This is a genomic window from Pseudoalteromonas sp. Bsw20308 (genome assembly GCF_000310105.2).
GTDB lineage: Bacteria > Pseudomonadota > Gammaproteobacteria > Enterobacterales > Alteromonadaceae > Pseudoalteromonas > Pseudoalteromonas fuliginea.
The window spans coordinates 652,524-676,006 of the sequence record NZ_CP013139.1 but is presented as its reverse complement, the minus strand read 5'-3'; the positions used below and the strand labels follow the sequence as shown (position 1 = coordinate 676,006).

The 23,483-nt window shown below is 36.4% G+C and carries 24 protein-coding genes; 18 read left to right on the top strand and 6 right to left on the bottom strand.

The window, feature by feature from the left end; translation table 11 throughout:
• Window positions 1-593: 593 nt before the first annotated feature.
• Complete coding sequence (locus tag D172_RS20210; protein WP_007378807.1) at window positions 594-1,808, top strand: hypothetical protein; 1,215 nt, start codon at window positions 594-596, stop codon at window positions 1,806-1,808.
• A 67-nt stretch (window positions 1,809-1,875) separates the two neighbouring features.
• On the opposite strand, the gene D172_RS20205 is transcribed toward D172_RS20210, so the two are convergent.
• Window positions 1,876-2,751: a DNA replication terminus site-binding protein gene (locus tag D172_RS20205; protein ID WP_007378806.1), complete on the bottom strand. Its 876-nt coding sequence runs from the start codon at window positions 2,749-2,751 to the stop codon at window positions 1,876-1,878.
• Window positions 2,752-3,607: 856 nt separating this feature from the next.
• On the opposite strand from D172_RS20205, the gene D172_RS20200 reads away from it, so the two are divergent.
• Window positions 3,608-4,957 (top strand): class II 3-deoxy-7-phosphoheptulonate synthase, encoded by a 1,350-nt coding sequence (locus tag D172_RS20200; RefSeq protein WP_007378805.1) that lies wholly within the window; start codon window positions 3,608-3,610, stop codon window positions 4,955-4,957.
• Window positions 4,958-5,020: 63 nt separating this feature from the next.
• On the opposite strand, the gene ppsR is transcribed toward D172_RS20200, so the two are convergent.
• Entirely contained in the window at window positions 5,021-5,830 is an 810-nt protein-coding gene (ppsR, locus tag D172_RS20195; RefSeq protein WP_007378804.1) for a posphoenolpyruvate synthetase regulatory kinase/phosphorylase PpsR, read from the bottom strand.
• Between the two features lie 157 nt (window positions 5,831-5,987).
• On the opposite strand from ppsR, the gene ppsA reads away from it, so the two are divergent.
• On the top strand, window positions 5,988-8,363 hold the full coding sequence (gene ppsA / locus D172_RS20190) for a phosphoenolpyruvate synthase (protein ID WP_007378803.1): 2,376 nt from the start codon (window positions 5,988-5,990) through the stop codon (window positions 8,361-8,363).
• Window positions 8,364-8,434: 71 nt separating this feature from the next.
• Here ppsA and D172_RS20185 read toward each other — a convergent pair whose 3' ends face one another.
• Window positions 8,435-8,644, bottom strand: coding sequence for a PGPGW domain-containing protein (locus tag D172_RS20185; RefSeq protein ID WP_007379094.1), 210 nt, complete (start codon window positions 8,642-8,644; stop codon window positions 8,435-8,437).
• Window positions 8,645-8,789: 145 nt separating this feature from the next.
• Here D172_RS20185 and D172_RS20180 point away from each other — a divergent pair, with 145 nt between their 5' ends.
• Window positions 8,790-11,837, top strand: a complete 3,048-nt coding sequence (locus D172_RS20180) for a D-2-hydroxyglutarate dehydrogenase YdiJ (protein WP_007379093.1) — start codon at window positions 8,790-8,792, stop codon at window positions 11,835-11,837.
• A 138-nt stretch (window positions 11,838-11,975) separates the two neighbouring features.
• Here D172_RS20180 and D172_RS20175 read toward each other — a convergent pair whose 3' ends face one another.
• Window positions 11,976-13,175 (bottom strand): cation:proton antiporter, encoded by a 1,200-nt coding sequence (locus D172_RS20175; RefSeq protein ID WP_007377558.1) that lies wholly within the window; start codon window positions 13,173-13,175, stop codon window positions 11,976-11,978.
• Window positions 13,175-14,386: a tyrosine-type recombinase/integrase gene (locus tag D172_RS20170; RefSeq protein ID WP_007377559.1), complete on the bottom strand. Its 1,212-nt coding sequence runs from the start codon at window positions 14,384-14,386 to the stop codon at window positions 13,175-13,177. The genes D172_RS20175 and D172_RS20170 overlap by 1 nt, the downstream gene beginning before the upstream one ends.
• A gap of 149 nt (window positions 14,387-14,535) precedes the next feature.
• Here D172_RS20170 and D172_RS20165 point away from each other — a divergent pair, with 149 nt between their 5' ends.
• Window positions 14,536-15,099: a YSC84-related protein gene (locus D172_RS20165; RefSeq protein WP_007377560.1), complete on the top strand. Its 564-nt coding sequence runs from the start codon at window positions 14,536-14,538 to the stop codon at window positions 15,097-15,099.
• A gap of 101 nt (window positions 15,100-15,200) precedes the next feature.
• On the opposite strand, the gene D172_RS20160 is transcribed toward D172_RS20165, so the two are convergent.
• On the bottom strand, window positions 15,201-15,539 hold the full coding sequence (locus tag D172_RS20160; RefSeq protein WP_007377561.1) for a DUF3693 domain-containing protein: 339 nt from the start codon (window positions 15,537-15,539) through the stop codon (window positions 15,201-15,203).
• A 133-nt stretch (window positions 15,540-15,672) separates the two neighbouring features.
• Between D172_RS20160 and D172_RS20155 the strand changes: the two genes are divergently transcribed.
• The 13 genes from D172_RS20155 (at window position 15,673) to D172_RS20095 (ending at window position 23,476) form a co-directional block, all read left to right on the top strand.
• The gene (locus D172_RS20155) at window positions 15,673-15,888 is read left to right on the top strand and encodes a hypothetical protein (protein ID WP_033023739.1); all 216 of its coding nucleotides are present in this window, start codon (window positions 15,673-15,675) and stop codon (window positions 15,886-15,888) included.
• Window positions 15,872-17,284: a replication initiation factor domain-containing protein gene (locus D172_RS20150; RefSeq protein ID WP_007377562.1), complete on the top strand. Its 1,413-nt coding sequence runs from the start codon at window positions 15,872-15,874 to the stop codon at window positions 17,282-17,284. Before D172_RS20155 ends, D172_RS20150 begins: the two co-directional genes overlap by 17 nt.
• Window positions 17,281-17,589, top strand: a complete 309-nt coding sequence (locus D172_RS20145; RefSeq protein ID WP_007377563.1) for a hypothetical protein — start codon at window positions 17,281-17,283, stop codon at window positions 17,587-17,589. Before D172_RS20150 ends, D172_RS20145 begins: the two co-directional genes overlap by 4 nt.
• Window positions 17,590-17,592: 3 nt before the next feature.
• Window positions 17,593-17,922 carry a hypothetical protein gene (locus tag D172_RS20140; protein ID WP_033023740.1) on the top strand — a complete coding sequence of 110 codons (330 nt, stop codon included), beginning with the start codon at window positions 17,593-17,595 and terminating at the stop codon, window positions 17,920-17,922.
• Entirely contained in the window at window positions 17,922-18,164 is a 243-nt protein-coding gene (locus D172_RS20135) for a hypothetical protein (RefSeq protein WP_007377565.1), read from the top strand. Before D172_RS20140 ends, D172_RS20135 begins: the two co-directional genes overlap by 1 nt.
• An 18-nt stretch (window positions 18,165-18,182) precedes the next feature.
• A complete protein-coding gene (locus tag D172_RS20130; RefSeq protein WP_007377566.1) occupies window positions 18,183-18,407 on the top strand; it encodes a hypothetical protein in 225 nt (74 codons plus the stop codon).
• 120 nt (window positions 18,408-18,527) lie between these two features.
• Window positions 18,528-20,003, top strand: a complete 1,476-nt coding sequence (locus tag D172_RS20125; protein ID WP_007377567.1) for a hypothetical protein — start codon at window positions 18,528-18,530, stop codon at window positions 20,001-20,003.
• A complete protein-coding gene (locus D172_RS20120) occupies window positions 20,000-20,416 on the top strand; it encodes a DUF2523 family protein (RefSeq protein ID WP_007377568.1) in 417 nt (138 codons plus the stop codon). Before D172_RS20125 ends, D172_RS20120 begins: the two co-directional genes overlap by 4 nt.
• A complete protein-coding gene (locus D172_RS20115; RefSeq protein WP_007377569.1) occupies window positions 20,416-21,714 on the top strand; it encodes a zonular occludens toxin domain-containing protein in 1,299 nt (432 codons plus the stop codon). The genes D172_RS20120 and D172_RS20115 overlap by 1 nt, the downstream gene beginning before the upstream one ends.
• Before the next feature lie 86 nt (window positions 21,715-21,800).
• Window positions 21,801-21,986: a hypothetical protein gene (locus D172_RS20110; protein ID WP_007377570.1), complete on the top strand. Its 186-nt coding sequence runs from the start codon at window positions 21,801-21,803 to the stop codon at window positions 21,984-21,986.
• A 350-nt stretch (window positions 21,987-22,336) separates the two neighbouring features.
• Entirely contained in the window at window positions 22,337-22,753 is a 417-nt protein-coding gene (locus tag D172_RS20105; RefSeq protein ID WP_007377571.1) for a hypothetical protein, read from the top strand.
• Window positions 22,754-22,755: 2 nt separating this feature from the next.
• Window positions 22,756-23,193, top strand: coding sequence for a hypothetical protein (locus D172_RS20100; RefSeq protein ID WP_033023741.1), 438 nt, complete (start codon window positions 22,756-22,758; stop codon window positions 23,191-23,193).
• Window positions 23,183-23,476: a hypothetical protein gene (locus D172_RS20095; protein WP_033023742.1), complete on the top strand. Its 294-nt coding sequence runs from the start codon at window positions 23,183-23,185 to the stop codon at window positions 23,474-23,476. Before D172_RS20100 ends, D172_RS20095 begins: the two co-directional genes overlap by 11 nt.
• Window positions 23,477-23,483: the final 7 nt, after the last annotated feature.

Below are 23,483 nucleotides of genomic sequence, written 5' to 3'. Positions count from 1 at the left end.
GGGTGTATAATTAGCATATAACTTGATGATAAATAAGAATAATATTAAAAAAAGCAGATCACCTTTATACTTGGTTAAGATCAGATCTTTATTAACACTCAGATCAGCTTTTTACTAAGGAGTAATTGAGATATATAGTTATGCACAGCTTACTCATTAAGTTATGAACAAAAATACCTCTTTAGATCCGATTTTTACTAAGTAAATTATAAAGTTATGCACGGGTCTACTAGATAAAAGGGGCATTGAATTAGTATAGATCTGATCTGTAGTAAGTACAGATCAGATCTATTCTAACTCGATATTACTTTATCCACAGGAGAATTACTTAAAGGCGTAATTTGTCGTGTTTAATTTAATAAAATATCAATTACACTGGACAAAATAATAGCTGAGTTAGTAAAAAAGAGATTTATAACTCACTTGTTAGTATAATAATGATCTGAAAACACCAAAAATTGACAACAGTTGGTATAAAAGTGATCTGAATGTTTTATTTAAAGTCAGATCACTTTTATACTAACTTAAACATTTAACTTTTCTTGTTTTATGTGTTGTTATTAACTGTCGCAATAAAAATGGAAATAAGAACAATGAGCCGAAAGGTCAACATCTCGGTAGATAACTTGCCTGATACACTAAGAGGCCAAATTCACGGGGTGGAAAGTGCAATTGATAACGAGAGTTTAGCACTATTTACAGATAATAAAGATGTTCGCATTTCTATTGAAAATGCTGCTCATGGATTACGTGCTTATTCAAATACGTTTAATCACTATGATTTATGGGGACGCTTTGTTCGTTCTGGCCATAAGAAATTGCCGCTTGAAGAAGCACCGAAAAAAACAATCATTACACGTAAAATATCAGAAAAAGTGGACGGTATTTTATACGATGGCGAAATAAAAATAACACCTGCTGTTGTGAGTACTCGTAAAGATGGCGAAGATGTAGAATATTTGGTTTGGCCATCAGATAGAGAAGAAAAAGTAGAGCGAGCCTTAATTCGTTTGGCTTCAAAAGGTAAAATAGTAAAAATTAATTTTAAGTCCGGTATTCAATATGCCGTGGTTTTTTCTATGAACGAGTTAGCGCAAGAACTCAAAGCGGTAGGGCAATCAATGCCGTATCCTGCAATTAAAGAATCACTTGAAGCATTACAAGGCTCTAAACTTTCGTTTAAATATTCGGCAACAGATACAAAAAACACTGACATTGATGATTCCTTTTACGAATCAAACATGAACTTTTTATCGTCACTACATTTTAGTGGGAAAAAAGGTCAAGGCGGCAATGTTAAATGTGTAGCTTGTTTAAATGCATTTGTTCATAACATGATTGATAACCTTGAATACAAAGGGTATTACTTTAATAGCGCACAAGAATTAAAACGGGGATTATCGCGTTGGATGATGCTTCGTCTGTACCATCTTTGGCGATATGCTGCTCCAGGTAAAACATATCATTTTAGATTGCTTTCTATTATGGAAAAGTACGGTTCTATTTATTCTACTGACAATATTACTGAGAATAAATTAAAAGCATTACGCCGTGATATGACAACAACAATGAAAGATTTGATTGAAAAAGGTGCGATATCAGAATACAGCATTACAAACGTCAAAGATGACAAAACTGGTAACATTATTGATTACACATATGAGATGCATCCATCTGATCAATTTTGTGACGAAATACTGACATTAAATAAGCATAACAAACGTATTGAGATTCAAGGTGGTAAACGCATTGTTGAAAATGCGGTTTTGATAGATGAAGATAAAATTGAAGAGATAGTAGAAAAATAGCAACGAATTTATTTTATTATCCAATAAACTACCTAAAAGGCCACTTAATGTGGCCTTTTTAACATAATCATTTATCTACTTGTTCTAAGTAAAGTCTGTTGACTAAAAAGTCATAATCTCGTTTGCGTGGATGGCTTAATGGTTTTTCATAGTTTTGTAATATGCCAAGTTTTACATCGGGTTCCGGATTGATTAAGATAAATGGCAATGCTGCACTAACGTGATACCTATTTTGTGCCGTGTATCTTACATTTACTTGAGGACTTACGCGAGTAGGGCGGCGTATTCGTAGTTTTTCTTTTTCACCTAAACTAGCAACTCGTGCTTGTTCTTGAGCTACAAGTAATTGCCACTTTTGCTGATCGATCATTCTTGGGTTTCGATAACCGGCCGATTTATCAAGCATCTCTAGTGCCATTTTTTTAGTAAGTGTTTTTGTTGCATGTTTGTGCATCCAGGTAAACCTAACTGAAAATGGGGATTCACTCTCACTATGAATTTTACGATATGCAGCAAGCGTTATTAAATTTGGTATAGCATTGTGAACAGCTTCAAATCGCGCATCGTTGCTATCAATAGCTAAAATACATTCTTTAAATGTAGCTTTAGCTTTATTCACTTGGGCTATACGATTATTTAAAGCATGTTTATCTGCATTTTTAATAACAAGCAAGCCTGGGTGCCTTTTTAAAACACGACTGCTTAAGCCCGATTTTTTATAAATGTCAGAAAAGGAGTGAAGGATTGCTTTTTGAGCCGGAGCGCCCGATATTTTAGAAACGATTATAGATTCTGGAACTTTACTTTCATCTATACTACTAACATCAGGTAACTGATAGTACTCTGCTTTGGAAAATTCACACTCTTTCAGTTCTTCAATTAACCTTAAAGTTAACTCGTTCATTAAATCAAACTGACTTCTAATTTGTACCTTAGTTACCATTACCCACCTCAAAGAACACATCTTACTAGGTCAATATTATTACATGCACTTTGCTTTGTCTAAATAAATAATCAAATTCACTCAGCGCCACATATATTTATTAATTAAATTTAGTATGATGTGTTCTTTGTCTAAAGTGAAATCCCTAAACTAAGAATTAAACTTTACATATTAGATCTTTGTATTACATCAACCAGTTAATGCGCTTAGTTCTGAATTGGCTGATTAACTAAGAGTAGGGAAGGTGAGTTAAACGAACTTATATCGTATTAGTAACACGGTAATGAGACTAAATATAAAAGTTTTTAACTTCAGCATCATTCTAAAGATATCTCTACCATTTGGGTTTTTAATCATGATAAACACTATCGTGTTGGTAGAGAAAACGTAAATTGCGTACCACACCTTTACGTTTTGGCGCTTGTGAATCTAGTTCTGTTTGTGAATACTTTACTATGCAAATAAATGATTAACACCCGCTATATCATACATTAATGCCTGCACATAGTAGTTGCTAACTATTAATTAAATTTCACTGTAAAGTTAAGGCTACATTACTTACCATTTAAGTATGATGTGTTCTTTATTAAGTTACATATAATAAACCCTTATGCTCTATTTATTCTCAATGCGCTAAAATTGCAATTAGCGCTCTATAATTGCTTGTATTTAAACACTTTAGTTTATTAAAGATAAAACTAAAGTGTATGTTATATAACCACATGGATTAAATAAGATTACTATTATACTTAACTCATAACTAAATAATTGGTAAATAGTGAATTTAGTCCTTGAACATAGGGGCCTGCATACGGTAATTTCTTCTTATCAGGTAATGTAGGAATGAGGAAAGAACATGCAATCGTGGAACCCAAATAGCTGGAGAGAGCTGCCAATACTGCAGCAACCACAGTACCCAGATCAAGAAATACTTAAATCAGTAGAAGGCCAATTAAAGACGGCTCCGCCTTTAGTTTTTGCTGAAGAAACAAGAAGCTTATTTAAACAACTTGAAGATGTGTGCGAAGGCCGTGCATTTTTACTTCAAGGTGGTGACTGTGCAGAGTCGTTTAGCGATTTTAATGCAGCTAACATTCGCGATACATTCAAAACAATTTTACAGATGGCAGTTGTATTAACATACGGCGGTAAATGCCCTGTAGTTAAAATAGCGCGTATGGCTGGTCAATACGCTAAACCTCGTTCAGCAAACTTAGAAACAATTAATGGCGTGTCTTTACCATCTTACCGTGGCGACATCATTAATAATATTGAGTTTACTGAAGAAGCACGTATACCGGATCCACAACGTTTAATGACGGCTTATCATCACAGTGCCGCTACGTTAAACTTATTACGTGCATTTGCACAAGGTGGCCTAGCCGATCTTCACCAGGTTAACCGCTGGAACATGGGCTTTGTTGCTGCAAATCCACTTAAAGAAAAATACCAACAACTTGCAGATAAAATTCAAGACGCACTAGAGTTTATGGAAGTGTGCGGAATTAACTCTACAATTGCGCCAAGCTTAAAAGAAACCGATTTATACACTTCTCACGAAGCTTTATTACTTGGTTACGAAGAGGCGCTTACTCGTCGCGACCATTTATCGGGTGATTGGTACGATTGTTCTGCTCACTTTGTTTGGATTGGTGAACGTACTCGTCAACTAGACCATGCACATATTGAATTTTTTAAAGGCATTAAAAACCCAATTGGTGTTAAAGTTGGCCCAGGTATGGACCCAGATGACCTAATTCGTTTAATTGATGCATTAAACCCAGATAACATTCCTGGTCGTTTAACGCTAATTACGCGTATGGGTGCAGACGTACTGCCAGAAAAACTCCCAGCGCTAGTAAGAAGAGTTCAACAAGAAGGCCGTAAAGTAATTTGGAGCTCAGATCCAATGCACGGCAATACTGAAAAAGCGACATCAGGTTACAAAACGCGTAACTTCGATAATATCATGCGTGAGATCAGTCAGTTCTTCGCTGTACACAAATCAGAAGGTTCATATGCAGGTGGTGTTCACCTAGAAATGACAGGTCAGCACGTAACAGAGTGTACAGGCGGTGCTTACGGTTTATCTGACGATGACCTAGCACAGCGTTACAAAACTCAGTGTGATCCACGCCTTAATGCCGACCAAGTATTAGAGTTAGGCTTTTTAGTCGCAGATTTACTAAAAGACGCACGTAAATAATATTTGTTGATACTAAAAAAACCGCTTAATTGCGGTTTTTTTATTTCAAATCTGATGAGTAAGTTAGTACTTACGTCGCTCCAAGTCTGTTTCTATCAGTATTTTTGCAGAAATTTCTTCAACAGAATGATGCGTAGAATTAAAGAAAGCTATTTTGTGACGCTTATACAACATTTCCACTTCGCGCACCTCAATACGGCACTGTTTAATTGAAGCATACTTAGAGTTAGCCATACGACGATGCCTTATAGCCGCAAGCCTCTCAGGGTCAATCGTTAGTCCAAATAACTTATGTTTATAAGGGACTAAACATTTAGGCAAACCTTCATTATCTAAATCTTCTTCTGTAATAGGGTAGTTAGCCGCTTTAATGCCGTACTGCAGTGCTAAGTATAAGCTTGTCGGTGTTTTACCACTTCTGCTAACGCCAATTAAAATGATGTCTGCCTCGGAAAAGTTTTTAATATTTCCGCCATCATCATTCATAAGAGCATAGTTAACCGCATCAATTCTAAAATCATAACTTTTTTCGTGGATAGAATGCGTACGATGCATTTTTGGAACAGGGGCTACATTGAGCTCTTTTTCTATTTTTTCGCTATACGTAGTTAAAAAATCATACGTAACTGCATTAGCCGATTTTATAATTTCACTTAAATTGTGATTCACAAAAGTAAAAAACACGAAAGGCTTTTCACCTGTTTTTGCAGCGGTTGCATTAATTAAAGCTTTAATTTCGTGCGCTTTATCTTCAGTTTCTACAAATGGAATTGTTTTATGATTAAAATCGATAGGAAACAACGACAAAGTCGCATGCCCAAACACCTCTGAAGTAATTGCTGTTCCATCTGATATATAAAAAGCAGTTCTCATAATTAACCTTTTTATTGCGTTTAAATCCCTAAAATGGGTTTCCCACGGTTTACGTGAGGACTGTTGCCAGTGTAGAATGATGACGACCTTTATAAAAGGTTTTCTTTCTTAACTCTCACAGTTAGACCTACAATTTGTTTTTTTTGGAGAAAGATCCGTGCAAGAATACGTTCTCTGGTATCAAGAGCTTGGTATGCAAGATGTTCCTCGAGTTGGCGGTAAAAACGCTTCACTTGGCGAAATGATTTCAAACCTCGCAAACGCTGGTGTACAAGTACCGGGTGGTTTTGCAACTACCGCAGATGCTTTTAATGAGTTTCTAGATCAATCAGGACTCACCGCCAAAATTCATGACATCCTAGATACACTTGATGTTGATGATGTAAATACACTCGCTAAAGTCGGTGCCGATATCCGCCAATGGATAATCGACACACCATTCCAACCAAACCTAGATCAAGCCATTCGCGACGCATATAGCCAACTCCATGGCGATACTGCAGCAGATGTTTCATTTGCAGTACGTTCATCAGCTACCGCTGAAGATATGCCAGATGCATCATTCGCAGGCCAACAAGAAACTTTCCTTAACGTTGTCGGTATCGATTCAGTCATGGTCGCTATTAAACACGTATTTGCTTCATTATTTAACGACCGCGCAATCTCATATCGTGTTCACCAAGGTTACGATCACCGTGGTGTAGCGTTATCAGCAGGTATACAGCGCATGGTACGTTCAGATAAATCAGCATCTGGCGTAATGTTTAGTATTGATACAGAGTCTGGTTTTGAAGACGTTGTATTTATTACATCAAGCTATGGCTTAGGTGAAATGGTTGTACAGGGCGCGGTTAACCCTGATGAATTTTATGTTCATAAACCAACACTCCTTAAAAACAAACCTTCAGTAGTACGTCGTAATATTGGCTCTAAAGCCATTCAAATGATTTACTCAGAAGACAAAGCACACGGTAAGCAAGTAGACATCGTAGATGTTGACCCTGAGCTTTCTAATAAATTTTCGATTACAGATGAAGAAGTGCAAGATCTTGCCAAACAAGCTGTAATCATTGAAAAACATTACGGTCGTCCTATGGACATCGAATGGGCAAAAGACGGAAACGACGGCAAACTATATATAGTTCAAGCACGTCCAGAAACTGTCCGCTCAAACGAAGACTCAAACGTAATGGAACGTTTTCAATTAAATGGCACAAGTAATGTACTTGTTGAAGGCCGTGCAATTGGTCACAAAATTGGTAGCGGTGTTGTACGTGTTCTTGATTCAATCAAAGAAATGGATCAGGTACAAGTAGGCGATATTTTAGTTACCGATATGACCGACCCTGATTGGGAACCAATCATGAAACGTGCAGCAGCGATTGTTACAAATCGTGGTGGCCGTACGTGTCACGCTGCAATCATTGCACGCGAACTTGGTATTCCGGCAGTTGTTGGTTGTGGTAATGCAACTGATTTAATTAAAGCGGGCCAAGAAGTAACAGTATCGTGCGCCGAAGGCGATACCGGCTTTATTTACGAAGGTATTTTAGATTTTGAAATACTAACGTCACGCGTTGATAAAATGCCAGAACTACCAATGAAAGTAATGATGAACGTGGGTAACCCCGATCGCGCCTTTGACTTTGCACGCTTACCGCATGCAGGTGTTGGCCTTGCGCGAGTTGAATTTATTATCAACCGTATGATTGGCGTTCACCCTAAAGCGTTATTAAATTTTGATGCGCAAACAGATGCATTAAAAGCAGAAATTACTGACATGATTGCCGGTTACGAATCACCAGTAGAGTTTTACATAACAAAACTGGTTGAAGGTATTTCAACGCTTGGTTGTGCTTTTGCACCGGAGCGTGTAATTGTGCGTATGTCTGATTTTAAATCAAACGAATACGCAAACCTAGTTGGTGGCCAGCAATACGAGCCAGAAGAAGAAAACCCAATGATTGGTTTTCGAGGCGCCGCACGTTATATCTCTGAAGACTTCCGCGATTGTTTTGCACTAGAATGTGAAGCTATAAAACGCGTAAGAAACGACATGGATATGGCAAACATTGAAATCATGATCCCATTCGTACGTACCCTTGAAGAAGGTAAACGCGTAATTGAATTACTAGAAGAGCATGGCCTTAAACGTGGTGAAAATGGTCTTAAAGTAATCATGATGTGTGAGCTGCCTTCAAATGCATTACTTGCTGATGAATTTTTAGAAATGTTTGATGGTTTTTCTATCGGCTCTAACGATTTAACACAGTTAACGCTTGGTCTTGATCGTGATTCAGGTTTAATCGCACATTTATTTGATGAGCGTAACCCAGCAATTAAAAAACTACTTTCTATGGCAATTAAAACAGCTAAAGAAAAAGGCAAGTACGTAGGTATTTGTGGTCAAGGTCCTTCAGATCACGAAGACTTTGCAGCATGGTTAGTAGAGCAGGGCATTGACTCTGTTTCACTAAACCCAGACACAGTAATAGAAACATGGTTATACCTAGCTAAAAAATTAGCAAAGTAATAAATAGGTAAGCTATAAAAAATGCCAGCAATGTATTGCTGGCATTTTTTTATAACCAATTAAAAGTTAAATTAACGGGCTAATTTTTTATCTAAATAAGCACATGATTTAGTTAACGCCTTTTGACAAAGTGATAAGTAATGTCGCGCTTTAGGGTAGTAAAACGAAAAACACAATAAACCCGCCATAAAAAATATAATCGATGGGCCAGGGACGACCGCAAAAAATAGCCCTAGCAAAATAAATAGCACGCCACTGATCTGTAATAGTAATTTTTTCATATAACACACCTCATTACTCGTTAACTTGAGTATAATTTAAGCTGCATTAAAATCGACTAAAAGAGTGTTACAAACTGTAAAATCTTCAATTTCTATTCGCCATCACCATGATATAATTAGTCAAATGCCCTAAAATATCGCCGTCATGATAGCAACAATTACACAGCAAGATGCCGCGACAGAACTTGTCGCAAATTACCTAAGTACCATTGCAAGCCAAGGTTTTAGTGGAGATACCGATGCAAGTTATGCAACGCGTATTACTGCTTCAACCGATAACAGTGTGTATCAGGAAATACCCCAAGGTGTTATTTTTCCAAAAAATGAAAAAGATATTCAACTCGCACTGCAAACTGCATCTCGCGACCCATTTTTATCTTTAACTTTTGGCCCTCGTGGTGGCGGAACAGGTACTAACGGTCAATCTTTAACACCAGGCATTGTTGTAGATTTGTCTCGCTATATGCGCGAAATCCTCGAAATAAATGTAGAAGAAGGCTGGGTACGCGTTCAAACCGGCGTAATAAAAGATCAACTTAATGACTTTTTAAAACCTTATGGTTTTTTCTTCTCGCCCGATTTATCTACCAGTAACAGGGCAACTATTGGTGGCATGATAAGTACTGACGCCTCTGGGCAAGGTTCGTTAGTTTACGGAAAAACAAGCGATCATGTTTTAGGGCTTACAACTTATTTAGTCGATGGTACACCTATGTGTACCTCACCAATAGACATCGACAAAGCAAAAATTATAGCCGAGCAAGACTCTCTAATTGGTAGTTTATATAAAACAGTTTTAGATATTTCAGTTAATGAACGCGCAGCTATTTTAGCTAAGTTTCCACGGTTAAATAGGTTTTTAACCGGCTACGACCTAGAGCATGTGCTAAGTGATGACTTACTTACTTTTGACATGAGCCGCTTAATAACGGGTTCAGAAGGCTCATTAGGTATAGTAACTGAAGCTAAATTAAACCTAACGCCTATTGCCGAATTTAAAACCCTTATAAATATCAAATACGATAGTTTTGATTCTGCACTTCGTCATTCACCGTTTTTAGTTGATGCACGCGCAACATCGGTAGAAACCGTTGATAGCAAAGTTTTAAACTTAGCGCGTGAAGACATCATTTGGAATTTAGTATCGGACTTAATAACCGACGTACCAAATAAAGATATGCAAGGCCTTAACATGGTCGAGTTTAATGCAGTATCAAACGATGATATAAAAGACAAAGTAGACACACTTTGTAAGCTTCTAGATGAATGCGTAGCAAATCAAACTAATGGCGTTATTGGTTATCAGTTAACCAGTGATAAAAGCGATATACTAAAAATTTACGCAATGCGTAAAAAATCAGTGGGTTTATTAGGTAATGTAAAAGGCAGTCAAAAACCACTCGCCTTTGCAGAAGACACCGCTGTACCCCCTGAAAATTTAGCAGATTATATTGTCGAATTTAGAGCATTACTCGACAGCCATAATTTACAATATGGTATGTTTGGCCATGTTGATGCGGGCGTTTTACACGTACGCCCAGCACTTGATATGTGCGACCCAGAACAAGAAAAACTACTTAGAACTATTTCAGATCAGGTAGTAAAACTAACCGCTAAGTACGGCGGTTTAATGTGGGGCGAACACGGTAAAGGTTACCGAAGTGAATATAGTCCTGAATTTTTTGGTGAGCATTTATATACGCAACTTCGTAAAATAAAAACAGCTTTCGATCCTAACAACCGTATTAACCCCGGTAAAATATGCACTCCTATCGATAGTGAAGACTCACTAGTTAGTGTTGATGGACAAAAGAGATCACACTTCGATAAGCAAATATCAATAGAAGTTAAAACCAGTTTTAACAATGCAATGACCTGTAATGGTAATGGCATATGCTTTAATTACGATGAAAATTCACCTATGTGTCCATCGTATAAAGTAACTGGCGATCGTCGTAATTCACCAAAAGGTCGCGCAAGTTTAATGCGCGAATGGCTTCGATTACAAGAGTCAAAAAATGTAGATTTACTCGAAGTAGAAAAGCAGCTTAACAAAGGTGAAGTCATTACCTGGTGGGAACGTTTTGTTCACAGCCGTGAAAAACGAAAAGGTATTTACGATTTTTCTCACGAAGTAAAAGCGTCAATGGATGAATGTTTAGCATGTAAAGCATGTACAACTGCTTGCCCAATTAAAGTAGATGTTCCTACTTTTCGTTCGCGCTTTTTAAATTATTATCATAGTTATTATGCACGTCCGCTAAAAGATTACCTTGTTGGTAACATAGAAAACAGCGCGCCATTAATGGCAAAGTTTGCAAAAGTTATAAACCCAATTGTTAAAACATCATTAGTAAGCAATGTTATTAAAAAAACAGTTGGCTATGTTGATACACCACAGTTAAGTATTCCTGCACTTTCAAAGCGTGTTACTAAAACACAAAAATTTGATTTTGATTTATTAAATAAATTAAATGCAGAGCAACAAAGTGAATATGTATTAATAGTACAAGACCCATTTACGAGCTTTTACGAAGCAGAACTAGTAGAAAGTTTTATTACTTTAATAACCCAACTTGGCAAAAAACCAATGCTATTACCTTTTAAACCAAATGGTAAACCGCAACACGTAAAAGGTTTTTTGCATGAATTTAAAGTTACAGCTAAAAATGCAGCTGAGTTTTTAAATAAATTAAAGGATATTAATGCACCGCTAGTCGGTTTAGATGCTTCACTCGTTATGTGTTACCGCGATGAATATAATACAATTTTAGAAAATAACCGTGGTGAATTTAATGTGCAACTTGCACATGAGTGGTTAGAAACACAATCGTTTAAATCACTAAGCGCAAAACAAAATACAGATACCGAATTTACATTACTGAGTCATTGTACTGAAACAACTGCGCTGCCAAAAGCAGCAAATGTATGGCAAACAATTTTCAATGATATTGGTTTAACATTAAAAACAACAAATACAGGTTGTTGTGGGATGGCGGGAACTTATGGCCACGAAGCACAAAATCAAGATAACTCACGTGCGCTTTACGAAATGAGTTGGAAACCAATTGTAGATAAAAATAAACCAGAGCAACTTTTATCTACGGGCTTTTCTTGTCGTAGCCAAGTTAAACGTTTTGAGAAATTTAAACCAAAACACCCAATTGAATTACTCGCACAGGTACTTAGCTAATAAAAGTTAAAAAAGGCGTAACTTAAAAATAAGTTACGCCTTTTTTATTAATACCCATTCGCTTAATTAAATGATCGTTTTTGAGGTTGGAAAAACGCCTTGATACCTCGGCAAAAAATTCACTAATTTTTATAAAAGCTATTTAGATTTTTTAGAGAAACTGTCTGCAATTGGCTTTGTACTTATACCGTGAATAAATACACTAAACAAAATAGTCGTCATTGCTATTGTCGCAATTTGATATTTGTTTTCTATTTGCGTATCAATCACCATCAATGTAAAAACAATTGATGCTAAACCTCTTGGTCCAAACCACGCAAATGTAAAACGCTCTTTAATATTCAATGCCGTAAACTGCAGAGACAACATAACAGGAATTATTCTAATTAATGTTGTACTTAATAAAGCGTAAATTATAATTTCAGTATTTAATTTTGGAATAACTAAGTAAGCACAAACAAACCCAAACAAGCACCAAATCATTAGCGATGTAAAATCTGCGATGTGCTCTGAGTCTTCAATTAATTCTGTTCTAACTTCTTCAGTCGAAAATTTATCAAATAGTAAACCTGCAATAAACACCGCAATAAATCCACTGCCATGAAAATACTGAGTGACAGAAAACACAGCCATAGCAAAACCAAGTAATAAAAATGGACTGGTATTTTGTGCAAAGTAATGACGTTTCATTGCAAAGTTTAAACTCGGTATAAAAACAGCGATACTTGTAATAGCTATTAATAAAGCCAAGCCAAGTTCTCGTCCAAACACGCTTAATGTTTGTGTGGCGGTAATAGCTGAATCCGGATTTTTAGCGAGTAATATAAATATTAAAAATATGGGCACGCATAATCCATCGTTCAAACCACTTTCAGTATTTATCCCTTCACGTATTTTTTCAGGCACTTGTGTACTTGCTAGTAACCCTTTACTTAATGCTGCATCGGTAGGTGTTAAAATAATTGCGAGCAACGCCGCTTGAATAAGTGAAAGCTCAGCAAAGAAAAATAAAGCAACAGCAATACCAAGTAATAATGTTAAGGGTAGGGCAACAAACAATAGTAAACTAGGATACTGAAAACTATGCCTTAAAACACTTAGCTTTGATTTAGCTGCATCTGAAAATAAAAATATACTTAGCGTAAGCTCTATAAATGGTAATAAAAGATCAACGCCTTCTTTTATTTTATGTCCTTCGTTGGGTAGCATAAAAGCTAAACATATTCCGCCGACAACAAAAAACATTGGACCTGTTACTTCTGTTTTTTCTAACTGGCGAAGTGTTAAAGAATAAATTAAAAATAGTCCGCCTATAAATGCTATTACTAAATACTCCATTAAATTTTCCTTTTAAGTCCTGATTTTGCTCGCTCTTTAATATTTGTTTGAATATAAATTTGATCGGTAGTCGCAATTTTAGAATGACCTAAATCTTCTGATAAATGTTTAAGCGGTCTAGTTTGCGCATCATGTGTGGCACCAGTATGACGAAGCCAATGTGCAGTTGCAGCGCCAAGTTGTTCAGCATCATCTTTAAAACCATCATCAAGTAATGATTGCTGAGCATAATCAAAACTTTGTTGAACTAAACGCCTAATTTGCCTTACGGTCATGCCACCTTGACCGCGAATTTTATGAACTAACGGCTCAGATTCATCAACCCGAGGAAGGGCAGGTAGCCCTCGATATAATCTGTATCGTTTTAAATATTCAACAAAATCATCACTTAAGGTTACATCTCGTAATTTATTACCTTTACCCATTATACGTAAAAACCAAAATCCATCATTATCTTGCCAAAAATGAGACATTACCGGCGACCATTGTGGGCGCTCAGATAATTCTGAAATTCGTAAATAAAGACCTTTTAAGCAGGCAAGCGTAAATAAGTTTCGCTCTAAATCAGGGTTATGTTCGCATAAATCACGCGTTACACCAAAAACGTATTCCCATTGAATATCACTTAATGTATCAGGAATTTGAATTTGTGATTGAACAACTAAATACGGGCTATTTTTTTTAACAACAGGGACAAAGTTCGCGAATGTTTTTTCTTCGAGTAGGGCAAACTTATAAAATACATTTAAGGCAGTAAACATGGCCGATAAAGTTTGTTGGCTGGCAGTTGATTCTTTTAGCATAAAAGGGCGCCAATTTTGATTTAATCTACGAATTCCTTGCTCATCTTTATAACGCCATTGCACTGAAGTTGCAGCCCATTCTTTATCAGGTTCAACCATAAAATCAACGTAAGCTTCAATATCTTCACGTTTTAAATCGAATACTGATTTTTCTGCTATTAACCACGACCATAAATAAAAGCGTTCAAGTTCATTTCGAAAACGGCTATAAGTAGCTTCTGATTTTCTGCCATAAACATATAAAAACTGATATAAGAATGTCAGATCGGCTTTTGATTCAGTTACAGTCAAGCCAACTTCCTGTATAAAGGATGCAAGTTCTGGGTATTCTGAATTGAGAGTACCGTCATCTAGATGGGCAATTTGATATCTTAATTGTTTTAACGTATCAACCAAAGCAACAAGCATAATGTATAAATATTCAATTAAATAATAGGCTTACAGAATAACGTTAAAGTCCGATACTGTCTAGTATTGGACATAGTAAAGCTCTAATTATTTTAATGCCGTGATTATTCTATGGTTGTTGGTTGCTATATCTTATTAAGGAAAAAATCATGAAAAAACTAATTATACTAAGCGTACTTGCTTTAACTGTTTCGTTAACTGGGTGTGCTACTACAGGTAGTGCATCACCAAGCGAAAAACGTTCACTTGTACAAAGTATGAAAACAAATACATTAGATAAATTATACGCTGAAAAACCTGACGTTAAAAAACAAATTGCTAATTCGGCTGGTTACGCTGTTTTTGATAACGCGAACGTAAATGTTGTTTTAGCCAGTTTTGGTGGCGGTTACGGCGTAGTTAAAAATAACCTTACTGGTAAATCGACTTACATGAATATGGGTGAAGCCGGTTTAGGGCTTGGTTTAGGTGTAAAAGATTTTAACGTTGTAATGGTTTTTCATAATCAAGCTGCACTAAATAGATTTATTGAACATGGTTGGGCATTTGGCGGAAACGCTGATGCGGCAGCTAAATATGAAGATAAAGGCGGTGCACTGGTTGCCGAAGCGATTGCAGATCAAGTGACTGTATATTCTGTAACCGAAAATGGCCTTGCACTACAAGCTGTATTAAAGGGAACTAAGTTTTGGGTTGATTCAGAGCTTAATTAACCACCAAATTACTCTCCTAAAAGCGAGCTGTTTTGTATAATCACGCTCGCTTTATTAAAACACAATCAATTTAACATAACGTAATTTATGGGCTATCGCTATTACGCAAATGCGTCCCCTGTTGGGTCATTTGCTAAACCTGCAACTAGTGTTAGCGCTACACATGCTGCACTAATCTTTTTTACAATATCAGACCAGATTTTACCTTCTTCCTTACTTTTAGATTTCTCTATAGCAAGATTTAAAAGTGCTTCTTTTTGATCTATTCCAACTGCGTTAGCCATTTTTATACATTGGTTCGCTGTTAAATGTCTTTTGCCCTGTTTTATTTTACTCATGTTACCAGAATTAAATTCTTCAAAATCGGCAATTACTTGTTTGTCTTGGCTGTAACCTTGAGAAATTTTATATTTTTCAATAAGTTCGTAGCTAAAGTTCATATTGTTCTCCTATTAACTTCTATTATAACTGTCAATCTTGATAATTAAAAAAGTTGACAAGTGTCAATAGTGACCGCTAGACTCCAGAAAAGAGTCAACGTTGACACTTTGTCATTATACAGGGATTTACGAATTGAAATTCTATCTTCAATACATTCAAGGCATAGAAGAATACGCATTAGGTTTCAATAAAATTGAACACCCGCTTATGTATTCTTCACGTTCGGAAGCAATGGCATTTTGCATTGATTACTGTAACGGCGAAAGCTTCGAAATTATTGATGTAGACGATAATAATTGGCAAGAACTTTTCGATTCTGGGGTGTTCGATTATGACCCAGAACGCTAAAAATCCAGCTCAACAACTCACTAAAATCGATTATTTAACGGTCGTTTTCTCTCCAAATGAAGTTGCTCGCTGTCGTTTTGATGCTAAATTAGCATTCGGAAATGGTGATTTTTCATCCTATAAAGAAGCATATAACGCCATGTTATGTGCTGAAATGTTCGAAAACACTGCAACTGATGACTTCACAGCTGATGCAAATCAATCAAATTTTGACCTAAAAAACAACATTGCAACTGACGATTTAGAAGTTGATGTAAGTGAAACTGTGATTTTTAACTCTGATTATTACTACAACGAACTGTTTGATAGTAACCTTGCAGGCTCTTCAAAGTACCGTCAATACAACTCAATCAAAGAAATACCAGAAGATGAACGCAAGCATTTTCTTAAAAATGTTGTAAGAAAAACAAAGCGTTATAAAGCACTTACATCATTGATTGAGGGTGATATTTCCAAATTCATGCACCTATTAAATACAGAAGTTGCCACTGCTGCCGACCGCTTAACCAGTGACACACTTAGCTGGTCATACCGCGATAATTCCGGCGGTATGTTCACTTACGAAAAATCAGCAACGCTTTATCGCCATGATATTAATTCAGGTGTAATTGCTTGGGGCGCTAATAATGGCGGCGTAATGATTTCATTTTCTGGTACTGGTTGTGCTGGTTTAGATATTCCAAAATTGCACGCAATGCTAAAAAAAATGCCTAATGTAAAAATCACGCGCTTAGACATTGCTTATGATGATTATGAAGGCAATAGAACCGTACTTGATTACTTCCAAAATTTAGAAGAAGGCGGTTTCTGTAAAACCAATCAAGCGCCCTCTTTCTCGTTTATACAAACGGGTGAACTCAAAAAGTTAACAGATTTACAGCAAGCTGAGTTTAAGAAAAAACACGGCTGGCAAAAACGATATGACTGTGTCGCCAATGGTGGCAATACGCTTTACGTAGGGAGTCGTAAAAATGGAAAAATGGCACGTATGTATGAAAAAGGAAAGCAAATGGAAAGTGAATCTCAACCTAATTGGGTTCGTGCTGAGCTTGAGTTGCGCAGTATTGACCGTGTTATCTCCTTGGATGCACTACTCAATACCGATGCCGTTTTTGCTGCTGCCTATCCTGCTTTTGCTTTTATTGCTGTTGAACGTCTTGAAATCAGAACTACAAGCAGACAAAGACAAAACAACGGCGCTTTAATTGCTGAGCGTTTAGAGCGTTATTGTGTTCAGTCTTACGGTAAATACTTAAACTTTTTACGTCATATCAAAGAATTATCAGATATAGAAATAATCAACCGATTAACCAAAGGCCTAAATCCTTGGGATATACCCGACTCTATTAACAAGGCCTGTATTACACCACCCAACCAAATGGAGTTAACAACATGAAAGTAATTTTATTATCTGCCGCAACTGGTAAAGGCGTTTCGAGTAAGTCGGGTGCACCAAAGCATTACGCTTTTTCGTCTGTTTCGTACTTAGTACCAGAGAAAGATTTTATTCAAGGCGACCATAATATTCAAAAGTGTGGTTATGAGCCTAAAAGTGTTTCGATGCTTGATAGCCAAGAACTGTACAACAAGTTTAAAAAAATAACCTCTGATAATGGTATCTGTGAAGTTGATTTAGTTTTACAGCCTGACCCAGAAAACATGTCTCGTAACATTGTTTCTGATGTCTCATTGGTGAAATAGAAAATGTCTCAATGTGTCGCCATCCAATCCGACCAAACATTAAAAGCCTTTACTGGCGTTTGTGATTTTGTGATGGTTACACAAGCTGAGTTCTTAGAGCTACAGCAACACGGAGCTAGTATCATGATACTTATTTTTTTAGCTTTTAATATTTTTGGTTTAGCCTTTCTTCTTACGAATGATTTTGAAAATAGCGGTGTCATGTTTTTTTCTAATTTGATTATGATTTTTGGTTATTTACTTCTTGAACGAGTCGAACAATACACAAACACAAACCAATTCACAGACGGCCAACACGCCGCAATTGAACAATACAACGAGGATACAAAATAATGTCTCAATGTGTAGCCATCCAACCCGACCAAACATTAAAAGCCGTTACTGGCGTTTGTGATTTTGTGATGGTTACACAAGCTGAGTTCTTAGAGCTACAGCAACACGGATTAGTGAACGTTCTTAATGAATTGTTCGCTTTTAGCTTGGCCGATTTCGGCCTAATAAATACGGCGGCATTAGTCGCTTTTATAACTGCACATTGTATCGGGCGCGTTGTTCGAGTAATGGGCAAAACATAACTTATAAGGAATACCCAAATGGAAAACGTTAAAAATATATTAGTTTCAAAACGCGCAAAAGCTGGTTTATTACTCAGTTCAATCGTTGCCTCTGGTTCGTCTTTCGCAGCTGATTATTCTGCAGAAATTGGTACCGCTGTATCAGATGGCACAACAAACTATACAGCTGTTATTGCAGGTGTAATTACTGTTGCTGCAATCGGTTTTGCTATTGGCATGATTGTATCAAAGCTAAACAAGTAGATGGTTACCTCAATTGGTCTTGCTTCATTTCTTGTGTGGTGCTTCGTCGAAGGATTCTCAAGTGGCGTAAGAGCCAGTTAATAACGGCGGGTAAAACCGCCCTTTTTTTAAGGCGCTTACATGCGATTACTAATATTTTTATTGGCGCTATTAAGCGCTTTTTCCGTTTCTGCTTTTGAACCTGATTTAAGCCACTTAATTTCGCCAAAGCAAGAGTTAAACTTTTGTGTTACTGCTTTTGGATATGAGGGCTGCTCTGATAAAGAGGACGACGCCTTTCTAGCAGCATGTTTAACTTACATTGATAATGCAGATGTACCACCAGACACTTCAGACAGAAAAAATTATTCTCTTGAATGTGGATATAAACCTCAATCAGGCTCTAGACCAGTACGTATAACAAAATTTTGTATTAAACAGGCCTATCCACCTTATGGTTGTACTCCCTCTAGTACATACTCCTCTATTACTTATGGTAATTTAGTAAATGATATTGTTTATTCATGCCCGCCAGACCATGAGCCAGATTATGATATTAATGTTCCCTTAAGCCCAGTGCCAACAGAAGGGCCTACTTTCATGTGTGCTAAATCTCTTGATTCAGAAGAGCCAGAGAAAGACCCCGACTGCCCAGAACCCACCGACAATGACCCCTTTGTTTTTGGTACAGGTGGTAGTGGTTCTGTTTGTTTTCCTGCTCCTAACGGACGTCAATGTGAAATAAAAACGGATTCTAATGGGGGTTATTATATTCCTATTTCTTATGGTTCTACTGAACCCGCTGAATGTGTTCCTGACCCAGAGCCAGAAGAACCGGAAGAACCAGATGAACCCGATGACCCAGACAAACCTGATAACCCTGATGACCCAACCCCAACACCTGCACCAGATGAGCCTGAAGAACCCAAAGAAGCTGATGATTCAGATAAAACTGATATTTTAGATGCCGTCAATCAAGTAAATGATAATTTAAATGTTATTAACGACAATATGAATATTGGGATTGAATCCAATACAGAGCGCTTGGATAGAGTAGCTTTAGAGATACAAAATTCTAATGAATTACTTTCTTCTGTTAAAGCAAATACTTTAAATATTGATGATTCAGCAACCGTAATAAGGGATAGGATAAAAGAGAGCACTGATTTTTTAGATGGCATTAAAGAAGGAACAAAAGAAGGTGTTGATATTCTTGATGGCATTAAAGAAGGTCAAAAAGAAGGCATTGATTTATTAGATGAAATCAAAGAAAACACAGAAAAAGAAGATTTCACTATTACTGCTGGTCGTAAAAAAGGCGGTTTGAATGACTTGTTCAGTGATGCAGATTTGTTATTAGTTAAAACTGAAATAGAAGATAAAAAAACTGAATTAACAGAATATATTGAAACAATTCAATCTGAATCCGAATCAATTTTAGATTTAGACCCTAATATCTCAGGTTCTTATACTGAACATAAGGAAATAATTAAAGGCGTTGAAGTCGATTTGGGTGTTGGTAGATTTTCTAATTTTTATCAGATGATAGCCCCAGCCATTATTTTAATAGCTTCAATTGCAGCTCTTTTTATAATATTAGGTAGTAACAAAGAATGATAAAAAAAACTATATTCTTAATTTTGATTTGTTTACCATTTTTCTTAATGGCCAACGCAACAGCCACAACACTTACAGGTGCTCAAGGTGTTGTAACTTCTGCGGGTAACTTCATGTCTGATTTTTGGGACTTCTTTGATAATGATGTCCCTAATTTTTTTAAACGCGCTTTAGCTTACATAATTGAAAAGGTCGTTTTATTTAAAATCACAGCACAAATTGAAGCTATGAAACTTGCTTGGTCTATTTCAAAAAGTGTTATCGAGAGTTTTCAAGTTGGTTCAAAAATCGCAAGCGCTGCAAGTGGTTTACCACAAGACGTAAAAGCCGCTTTAGTAGATTTGCGTTTATTCGATGGTTTAAACATTATCGTTCAAGCTTTTATAGCTCGTTATGTTATGAGGTTCTTGTAATGGCTAGCTCAATTTTTCATGGTGCACCTGGTTCTTTTAAATCTGCTAGCGCTACGTGGTTTGAAGTGTTACCAGCACTAAGAAAAGGCCGTTTAGTTGTTACCAATATCGAAGGTATTTTACCTTTAGATGAAATCGAAACAGAGCTACAAGAAACTTTCCCTGAGAGCGCTCAGCTTTGGCGTTTGTCTTCACAGAATGAGGAAGGACAATCACTTTGGCGCAATTGGTATCATTGGATGCCTACAGGTGCATTGGTTTTAATTGATGAAGTGCAAGACGTTTACCCAACTGAATCTACTTTTAAACCCGAATCTTGCAACTACAAACATGTAGATAATTACAAAGATTTGATACCCGAGCATTGGTATAAATATCATTATGAGCAACTAGAAAAGTTTAAACCTGAAAATTTAACTAGTGGTGATACTGACGATTTAGGAAAGGAGTTATTTAACGAACATGGCCACATTATTTACCCCAAAACACTTAAAGAGTGTTACATGCGACACCGCAAATACAACTGGGACATTATCGTCTGCACCCCCGACATTACCAGTGTTCACAAATACATTAGAAACGTTAGCCAGTACGCATATTCACACAAATATTTCGATGGCCTCGCGGGAATCCCTTATTACAACAGAAGACCGCGAATCTTTGACCACAACCCAAAGCTTGACGGAAAAACCCCGACCAAAGCAAACACAATTACTTGGAAAAAAATCCCAGTCGAAGTACACAAGTGCTACAAATCAACAGCAACCGGAGGTATTACAAAAGGACAAGGTAAAAATTTCATTTACACTCCTATTTTTGCCTTTCCGCTTGTTGCTGTCATTTTGTGCGTATCTTATTGGCTATGGTATTTTACCAGTAGTGAAACCGTTACTAAAAATGATGAAAAGCCCAATGCAGAAATTGTGGAAGGTGTTAAAAAAGGTTCTGTTGTTACTGGCCCTAATGCTGATATTCAGATTTCTGATGCTAGCCCTGTTTTTCTAAACCTACCTTATGGCGCTACTGATATTTTTGTTACTGGTATTCAAGAAGTTAAACGCCCAGACCGTATGCATAGAGAGTTTATTTTTGAATTCATCACAGAAAAATACGGCAATTTTAGTATCAATTCTTATGAACTAGCCAGCATGGGTTTTAGTATTCAGTATTTCAGTTCATGCAATGTACTTATAAAAAACAGCTCATTTGTCTATCGTGCCCTGTGTAGCCCAAACCCCTATGTACAGCCAGAACAAGAACAATCTGATAATGAAATTACGTTATTTTCATCTTTATAAATTAAAAACAAGCCGCCAAGCGAAGCCTGAGCGTAGCGGCTTGTTTAACTTTCAACCTAAATTAACAATATGTCACTGGTGACACTATGACTAGAAATCAAAAGTACGAACAAAAGCAAAAAGACAAAGGGTTAAAGAAAGTAACCCTTTGGATACCTGACAACTCAGAAGTTGAAATAAAACAAATGATGGAGTTTTTAATCGATAACCCAGACCATATACCTTTTATGGCACGAAGTGTTAAAACTGGCCGGATGAAAAAAGCTGTTTAGGTACGTAACTTATTACGTACTTTCTAAAAAGGTACGTAATAATTTGTCAATTATTACGTACTAGCCAAAACCTTAACTAACGAACCTATCACTTATGGCGTAGCCATGTAGGCCAAACACTTATGATAATATTCCTCCTGACTAACTTGGCCGCAAATAAGCGAAGCGCTACCGTTCTATTTAGTCACACAAGGCCGCGCTTGCGCCCACTGATAAACCATACGGAATTTAGAGTAATGAAGATGCCAAGAAAAACACCCCTCCCCCCGTATACTAATAGGGGGGGAGCGAAAATTAACACCTATGCCGATTTTGCATCGTGATTTTTTTAAAAAGGAGTAAAAATCACAATGTTTAAATCAGAATTTCATAGGCAGTTCTTATCTCTATTCGGCTACGACTACGCTAAAGGAGCTCAAGAATTAGGTGTTAGTGAAAGGCAAGTAAGACGGTATGTTAAAGCAGGTAAAGCAAGTTTACCTGTTGAAAAGTTAACAGCTATTATTTACCGTGGTTATTTACCTGCGACAGGTGCATGGGCAGACTGTAAAATCTCCGTAGATGATCATACAATGAGTACACCTTGGGGAAAGGTTAATCCTTCTGATGTTCAACTAGTTCAAAGGTACAAATGGTCTGCGAGAAAATCAGAGTCTATGTATAAAACTCTTAAGAAAAATCATAAAACGCAAGATATATATTTATCTGATTTACAAGATAAATTGCTTAATATCATTGGTGAAATATCCGAAAGAACAGGGAGTTAAAAATGGAACAAGATGAGTTCTTTTTGAAAGTATCTACAGCACTTTCTGGTTGTCAAATGGTTGAATTTGAATTAAAACTTTACCTAACGAATGCAGTCGCTCTTATAAAAAAACGATTAGGTGAGCGAATATTTTTTGGGATGTCAGGCTCGGATTTTGACAATTCTTCACTTGAGGGGCTAATAAAACATTTCAAAAAATTCAGTGATAACAGAGAATTAATTAGCAGATTGAACAGTTTTAAGAATGAGAGAAATTTTCTGAGTCATAAAGCAATTGCAATTTGTATGCATCAACATGAAGGTTATCAGCAGTGGCAAGCGGCTTCTTTAGATGACAGGTTAAATAAAATTAATATAGAAGCATTGAGTCTTTTTAATGATATCCATAATGAATCAGCTAAATTTTTAGGGTATTTATGGTTTGAAGATGAGATTTAATAATATGAATTTTATAAAATTATATTTTTGCATTGTCTTATCTGGTTTATCTCTCATGATTATTTATAAATCATTTTTCATAGATATAAAAGTTTCAACATATTCTATCTCTGATAATAAAATTAATAAAATACCTTTATTAAAATTACTATCTAAACAAATAGAAATAGTTAATGAAAAAAGAAAAAACACTGAGTTATGTGACTTTTGGACTAAAGAGTTTTTTAAAAATCAGATCCGTTTAACTAAAGAAAGCATGGATAAATATTGTGAAGAACTTTAATAACTCA

Bases quoted from the DNA above. Each gene is read 5' to 3' on its own strand.
- D172_RS20210 (WP_007378807.1), top strand. From the start codon at position 594: ATGAGCCGAAAGGTCAACATCTCGGTAGATAACTTGCCTGATACACTA.
- D172_RS20205 (WP_007378806.1), bottom strand. From the start codon at position 2,751: ATGGTAACTAAGGTACAAATTAGAAGTCAGTTTGATTTAATGAACGAG.
- D172_RS20200 (WP_007378805.1), top strand. From the start codon at position 3,608: ATGCAATCGTGGAACCCAAATAGCTGGAGAGAGCTGCCAATACTGCAG.
- ppsR (WP_007378804.1), bottom strand. From the start codon at position 5,830: ATGAGAACTGCTTTTTATATATCAGATGGAACAGCAATTACTTCAGAG.
- D172_RS20185 (WP_007379094.1), bottom strand. From the start codon at position 8,644: ATGAAAAAATTACTATTACAGATCAGTGGCGTGCTATTTATTTTGCTA.
- D172_RS20180 (WP_007379093.1), top strand. From the start codon at position 8,790: ATGATAGCAACAATTACACAGCAAGATGCCGCGACAGAACTTGTCGCA.
- D172_RS20175 (WP_007377558.1), bottom strand. From the start codon at position 13,175: ATGGAGTATTTAGTAATAGCATTTATAGGCGGACTATTTTTAATTTAT.
- D172_RS20170 (WP_007377559.1), bottom strand. From the start codon at position 14,386: ATGCTTGTTGCTTTGGTTGATACGTTAAAACAATTAAGATATCAAATT.
- D172_RS20165 (WP_007377560.1), top strand. From the start codon at position 14,536: ATGAAAAAACTAATTATACTAAGCGTACTTGCTTTAACTGTTTCGTTA.
- D172_RS20160 (WP_007377561.1), bottom strand. From the start codon at position 15,539: ATGAACTTTAGCTACGAACTTATTGAAAAATATAAAATTTCTCAAGGT.
- D172_RS20150 (WP_007377562.1), top strand. From the start codon at position 15,872: ATGACCCAGAACGCTAAAAATCCAGCTCAACAACTCACTAAAATCGAT.
- D172_RS20145 (WP_007377563.1), top strand. From the start codon at position 17,281: ATGAAAGTAATTTTATTATCTGCCGCAACTGGTAAAGGCGTTTCGAGT.
- D172_RS20140 (WP_033023740.1), top strand. From the start codon at position 17,593: ATGTCTCAATGTGTCGCCATCCAATCCGACCAAACATTAAAAGCCTTT.
- D172_RS20135 (WP_007377565.1), top strand. From the start codon at position 17,922: ATGTCTCAATGTGTAGCCATCCAACCCGACCAAACATTAAAAGCCGTT.
- D172_RS20130 (WP_007377566.1), top strand. From the start codon at position 18,183: ATGGAAAACGTTAAAAATATATTAGTTTCAAAACGCGCAAAAGCTGGT.
- D172_RS20125 (WP_007377567.1), top strand. From the start codon at position 18,528: ATGCGATTACTAATATTTTTATTGGCGCTATTAAGCGCTTTTTCCGTT.
- D172_RS20120 (WP_007377568.1), top strand. From the start codon at position 20,000: ATGATAAAAAAAACTATATTCTTAATTTTGATTTGTTTACCATTTTTC.
- D172_RS20115 (WP_007377569.1), top strand. From the start codon at position 20,416: ATGGCTAGCTCAATTTTTCATGGTGCACCTGGTTCTTTTAAATCTGCT.
- D172_RS20110 (WP_007377570.1), top strand. From the start codon at position 21,801: ATGACTAGAAATCAAAAGTACGAACAAAAGCAAAAAGACAAAGGGTTA.
- D172_RS20105 (WP_007377571.1), top strand. From the start codon at position 22,337: ATGTTTAAATCAGAATTTCATAGGCAGTTCTTATCTCTATTCGGCTAC.
- D172_RS20100 (WP_033023741.1), top strand. From the start codon at position 22,756: ATGGAACAAGATGAGTTCTTTTTGAAAGTATCTACAGCACTTTCTGGT.
- D172_RS20095 (WP_033023742.1), top strand. From the start codon at position 23,183: ATGAGATTTAATAATATGAATTTTATAAAATTATATTTTTGCATTGTC.